At 69.9% G+C, this 5310-nt stretch carries 5 protein-coding genes and 1 pseudogene; all 6 read right to left on the reverse strand.

What is annotated here, in order from left to right; genetic code table 11:
* A pseudogene (locus ABT004_RS35710) lies at positions 1–82 on the reverse strand (cyclic pyranopterin monophosphate synthase MoaC); the annotation flags it as partial.
* Positions 81–1070: a zinc-dependent alcohol dehydrogenase family protein gene (locus tag ABT004_RS35715; protein WP_351345796.1), complete on the reverse strand. Its 990-nt coding sequence runs from the start codon at positions 1068–1070 to the stop codon at positions 81–83. The pseudogene ABT004_RS35710 and the gene ABT004_RS35715, both read right to left, overlap by 2 nt.
* Positions 1071–1110: 40 nt before the next feature.
* The gene (locus ABT004_RS35720) at positions 1111–1944 is read right to left on the reverse strand and encodes a carbohydrate ABC transporter permease (RefSeq protein ID WP_351345799.1); all 834 of its coding nucleotides are present in this window, start codon (positions 1942–1944) and stop codon (positions 1111–1113) included.
* On the reverse strand, positions 1944–2882 hold the full coding sequence (locus tag ABT004_RS35725) for a carbohydrate ABC transporter permease (protein WP_351345802.1): 939 nt from the start codon (positions 2880–2882) through the stop codon (positions 1944–1946). Before ABT004_RS35725 ends, ABT004_RS35720 begins: the two co-directional genes overlap by 1 nt.
* Positions 2879–4255, reverse strand: a complete 1377-nt coding sequence (locus ABT004_RS35730; protein WP_351345804.1) for an ABC transporter substrate-binding protein — start codon at positions 4253–4255, stop codon at positions 2879–2881. Before ABT004_RS35730 ends, ABT004_RS35725 begins: the two co-directional genes overlap by 4 nt.
* 24 nt (positions 4256–4279) lie before the next feature.
* A complete protein-coding gene (locus ABT004_RS35735; RefSeq protein ID WP_351345807.1) occupies positions 4280–5041 on the reverse strand; it encodes a DeoR/GlpR family DNA-binding transcription regulator in 762 nt (253 codons plus the stop codon).
* Positions 5042–5310: the final 269 nt, after the last annotated feature.

A 5310-nucleotide genomic window follows, 5' to 3' on the forward strand; every position in this document is an offset into this window, starting at 1 on the left:
GCGCCTCCATCTCGACGCCCGTACGGTCCGTGGTCTTCACGGTGGCGAGGATCTCCACCGCGTCGTCCGCGACGGACAGGTTAGGGCACCACGACGATCTTCCGGCCCACGCCCGAGGCGAACTGGTCGAGCGCCTGCGGGTAGTTGGCGAGCGGCAGCCGGTCGCTGATGAAGACGGACGGGTCGAGGACGCCGCCCGCGAAGAGCTCCGCCGCCCGCTCGTAGCTGTGCAGGACCGCCATCGAGCCGGTGATGGTGATCTCCTGGTTGTAGATGCGGTACGGGTCGATCGTCACGCGCGTCGCGTAGTCCGCCACGCCGAACTGGAGGAACGTGCCCGCCTTGGAGACGCGGCCGAGGCCGTCCTGGATCGCCGCCGCGTTGCCGGTCGCGTCGATGACGACGTCCCAGCCGGCGGGGCGGTCGAGTTCGTCGGGGTTCGCGGCGGACCCCGAGACGCCGAGGCGCCGGGCCGTCTCGAGGCGGTCCGGGTTGAGGTCCACCACCTCCACGCTCGCCGCGCCGGTCCGCTTGGCCAGCTCCAGCATCATCAGGCCCATCGTGCCCGAGCCGTAGATCAGGACGTGCGCGCCGAGCCGCGACTGGAGGACGTCGTAGCCGCGCACCGCGCAGGACAGCGGCTCGATGAGCGCCGCGTCCTGGGTCTGTACGTGGTCGGGCAGCGGTACGCAGTTGGCGACCGGCGCGACGGCGTACTGGGCCGCCCCGCCCGCCGTCGACACCCCGATCGCCGCCCACCGCTCGCACAGATTGCCCCGGCCGGCCCGGCAGTAGCGGCACTCGTGGCAGTGCAGGGAGGGGTCCACCGCCACCCGGTCGCCGACCCTCAACTCCGTGACCTGAGAGCCCACTTCGACGATCGTGCCCGCGAACTCGTGGCCCGGGACCACCGGCAGCGTAGGGGCGAACTCGCCTTGCAGGATGTGCAGATCGGTGCCGCAGAGCCCGCAGGCCGCGACCCCGACGATCACGTCGCGGGGACCGGGCGTCGGGTCCGGCACCTCGCCGACGACGACCTTGCCCACCGATTCGACGATCGCGGCCTTCATGTACAACCTCCAGAGCACATACGGGAGTTGAGCCGGTATTTCACTTCACCGCGCCGAGGGACAGGCCCTGGACGAGCTTGTCCTGGGCGGCGAACCCTGCCGCGAGTACCGGCAGGGAGATCACGAGGGACGCGGCGCACACCTTCGCCAGGAACAGGCCCTGGCTGGTGATGAAGCCGGTCAGGAAGACGGGTGCGGTCTGGGCGACGACGCCGGTCAGCACCCGGGCGAAGAGGAGTTCGTTCCAGGAGAAGATGAAGCAGATCAGGGCCGTCGCCGCGATGCCTGGCAGCGCGATCGGGGCGACCACCCGGGTCAGGACCGTCGGAAGGCGCGCCCCGTCGATCTGCGCGGCCTCGATCACCGCGACCGGCACCTCGGCCAGGAACGACTGCATCATCCACACCGCGATCGGCAGGTTCATCGACGTGTAGAGGATGACCAGGAGCCAGATGTTGTCGAGGAAGCCGGTGTTCTTCGCGAAGAGGTAGATCGGCAGCAGGCCCGCCACCACCGGCAGCATCTTCGTGGAGAGGAAGAAGAACAGGACGTCGGTCCACTTGCGGACCCGGCGGATCGACAGCGCGTACGCCGCGGGGAGCGCGAGCAGCAGCACGAGCAGCGTCGCGACGAGCGAGGCCACCGTCGAGTTGATGAGCGCGGGCCAGGGGCTCGCGCCGCCGCCCGCGCCGAAGAAGTCGCGGTAGCCGTCGAGGGTGAGCGAGGCGGCGAAGGAGGGCGGGTTGGTGGCCGCGTCCGACTCCGAGTGGAAGGACGTCAGGACCATCCAGGCGATCGGCAGGAAGAAGACGATGCCGGCCAGCCAGGCCAGCAGGCCAAGTCCCTTGCCGCGCAGAAAGGTTGAGAACGTCATCAGCGTGACACCTCCTCGCGGAACAGCGACGACACGACCCGCAGGGCGAACGTCGCGATGATGATCGAACCGATGACGACCAGGACGCCGGCCGCCGAGGCGAGACCGTTCTCGTGGGCCTGGTAGAAGGACTGGTAGACGGTGTACGGCAGGTTGGCGGTGCCGAGGCCGCCGGACGTGATGGTGAAGACGGCGTCGAAGTTCTGCACGATGTAGATCGAGCCGAGCAGCGCGCCCAGCTCCAGGTACCTGCGCAGGTGCGGGAGCGTGAGATGGCGGAAGATCTGCCACGGCCCCGCGCCGTCCACGCGGGCGGCCTCGATCTGTTCGGCGGAGCGGGACTGAAGGCCCGCGAGCAGGATCAGCATCATGAACGGCGTCCACTGCCAGACCAGGGAGAGCTCCACCGCGAGCAGCGGCGTGTTCGAGATCCAGTCCGGCTGTGGCCCGCCCACGTAGTGCAACAACCCGTTGAGCAGGCCGTATTCGGGGTTGTAGAGGACGTGCTTCCACAGCAGCGCCGCGGCGACCGGGACGATCAGGAACGGCGCGATCAGCAGCGTACGGACCAGGCCGCGACCCTTGAAGCGGCGGTCGAGCAGCAGCGCGAGGGCGAGGCCGAGCACCAGGCTCGCGACGACCACCGACACCGTCAGGACGATCGTGGTGAGGACCGACTTGCGCAGGTCCGGGTCGGTGAGGACCTCGGAGTAGTTGCCGAACCCGGTGAAGTGGCGGGCGTCCGGGTACAGCGCGTTCCAGTCGAAGAACGAGATCACGAGCGTGGCCACGAACGGGAGTTGGGTGACCACGACCATGAAGACCAGGGCGGGGAGCAGCGGCGCGCGGGTCGCCCAGGCGCGCAGCCTGCTCGGGGCGTTCGTGACGACCGGTGTGGGAGTGGGGCTGGTCGCGGGAGCGGCGGTCGTGGTGGTCATCGGCCCTCGTACTCCTTCGCGATCTCGGCGGCGAGCTTCTGGGACTTGGCCAGGGCCGAATCGACCGACTGGCGTCCGGCGACGGCCGCGCTGATCTCCTGCGAGACCTTGGTGCCGAGGTCGGTGAACTCGGGGATGCCGACGAACTGGATGCCGGGCGCGGGCCGCGGCTGCACGCCCGGATCGCTCGGCCGCGCGTTCTCGATGGCGTCCCGCGTCTGGGCCTGGAAGGGGGCCGCCTCCTCGCGGTACCGCGGGATGTCGTACGTGGAGGCGCGCTTGCCGGCGGGCACGTTGGCCCAGCCGAAGTTCTCGCCGACGAGCTTCTCGTACTCCTTGCCGGACGCCCAGGAGATGAACTTCCAGGCCTTGTCCGGGTTGGGGGAGGCCTTCTGCAGGCCCCACGCCCAGGTGTAGAGCCAGCCGCTGGACTTCGTCTTCTCGACGGGCGCGGAGACATAGCCGATCTTGCCCTTGACCGGCGACTTGGCCGCTTCGAGCGAGCCCGCCGCGGAGGTCGCGTCATACCACATGGCGGTCTTGCCCTGGGTGAGGTTGTTGAGGCACTCGGCGAAGCCGGCCTGGGCGGCGCCGGACTCACCGTGTTTGCGTACGAGATCGACGTAGAACCTGGTCGCGTCCTTGAAGCCCTTGTCGTTGATGCGGGCCTTCCAGTCCTTGTCGAACCAGGTGCCGCCGAAGGTGTTCACGACCGTGGTCAGCGGCGCCATCGACTCGCCCCAGCCCGGCAGCCCGCGCAGGCAGATGCCCTTCATGCCCTTCTCGGCGCCGTCGGCCTTCGCCGAGAGGTCCGCGACCTGCTGCCAGGTCGGGTGCTCCGGCATCTTCAGGCCCTTCTTGGCGAAGACGTCCTTGCGGTACATCAGGAAGGACGACTCGCCGTAGAACGGTTGGCCGTAGAGCTTCCCGTCGTCGCCGGTGAGCGACTCGCGCATGGGGGCGAGGATGTCCTTCTGGTCGAAGCCCTTGTCCTTGCTCACGTAGGGGCCGAGCGAGCGCAGCCAGCCGTTGCGGGCGTAGATCGGGATCTCGTAGTTGGAGAGGGTCGCGACGTCGTACTGGCCCGCCTGGTTGGCGAAGTCCTGGCTGATCTTGTCGCGGACGTCGTTCTCCGGCAGCACGGTGAAGTTCACCTTGATGCCGGTCTCCTTCGTGAAGTGCTTGGCCGTGAGTTTCTGCAGCTCGACCATCTGCGGGTTGTTGACCATCAGGACGTTGAGGGAGTCACCGCCACTGCCGAGCCCGCCGGCGCCGGCCCAACAGCCGGTCAGGAGAGGGGTGGTGAGCAGCGTCCCTGCGGCGGCCATCACGAGCAGGGGGCCCGGTGGCCGGCGTCGGCTCTGGGTTCGCATCGATGCTCCTGGGGTTGTGGGTGTTCACACGCGGATGACCTGAGGCCCCAGCAGCGAGTAGCGGTGGGCCTCGGACATGGGCAGCTGGGTGCTGGTGACGATCGCTTCCAAGGCGCCCACCGGAGCGAAGCGGCAGAAGCTGGTCGCGCCGAACTTGGTGTGCACGCCGGCGAAAACCGTGCGCCGCGCCGCCCGGATCGCCTGCGACTTGACCTCGCTGACGGCCGGGTCGGGCGTGGTCAGGCCGTGCTCGCGGGAGATGCCGTTGGCGCCGATGTAGGCGAGGTCGACGACGAACCCGGCGAGCATCTTCGACGTCCAGTGGTCCACGGTCGCGAGCGTGCCCGCGCGGACCCGGCCGCCGAGCAGCAGCACGGTCGTGTTGTCGTTCTCGGCGAGTGCGCCGGCGGTGGCGAGGGAGGCCGTGACGACGGTCAACGGCCGGTCGCGCGGCAGCGCCTCGGCGATCAGCTGCGGCGTGAAGCCCTCGTCGACGAAGACCGTCTCGGCGTCGCCGAGCAGCTCCGCGGCCGCCGCGGCGATCCGCCGCTTCTCCGGCACGTGCATCGTCGTGCGGAACGCCAGCGTCGTCTCGAACCCGGCGCTCTCCACCGGATACGCGCCGCCGTGCGTGCGCCGCACCAGGCCGTGGTCCTCCAGCGCCCGCAGGTCGCGGCGCACGGTCTCCTTCGCGACACCGAGCGCGGCCGCGAGCTCGGTGACGTCGACGGAGCCGGAGTGCCGCGCCGTCCGCACGATCTCCCGCTGTCGTTCCTCCGCGCTCATGCCCGCCGACCTCCGTACCCGTCACTGCCCGTTCGGGCCCGGAAGGGCCCGCACCGGAAGTTTTACCGGGGGTACGCCGAGGTGAACAGGCCCCTAGCGGGCCCGATGCCGCCCGTTCGTGCCCGTTTCGCGGGGCGCGCGGTCCGGCCCGGACCTGCGGGGGAGCGGCGGATCATGTGGGTTCGGGCGGGGCGGATGCCCGAACAAGGCGGCGGGGGGGGGCCGGGGGGGGGCGGGCCCCCCCCCCCGCGGCGTAGGACCGGGCCCGC

It is taken from the genome of Streptomyces sp. NPDC002790, assembly GCF_040295505.1.
GTDB lineage: Bacteria > Actinomycetota > Actinomycetes > Streptomycetales > Streptomycetaceae > Streptomyces.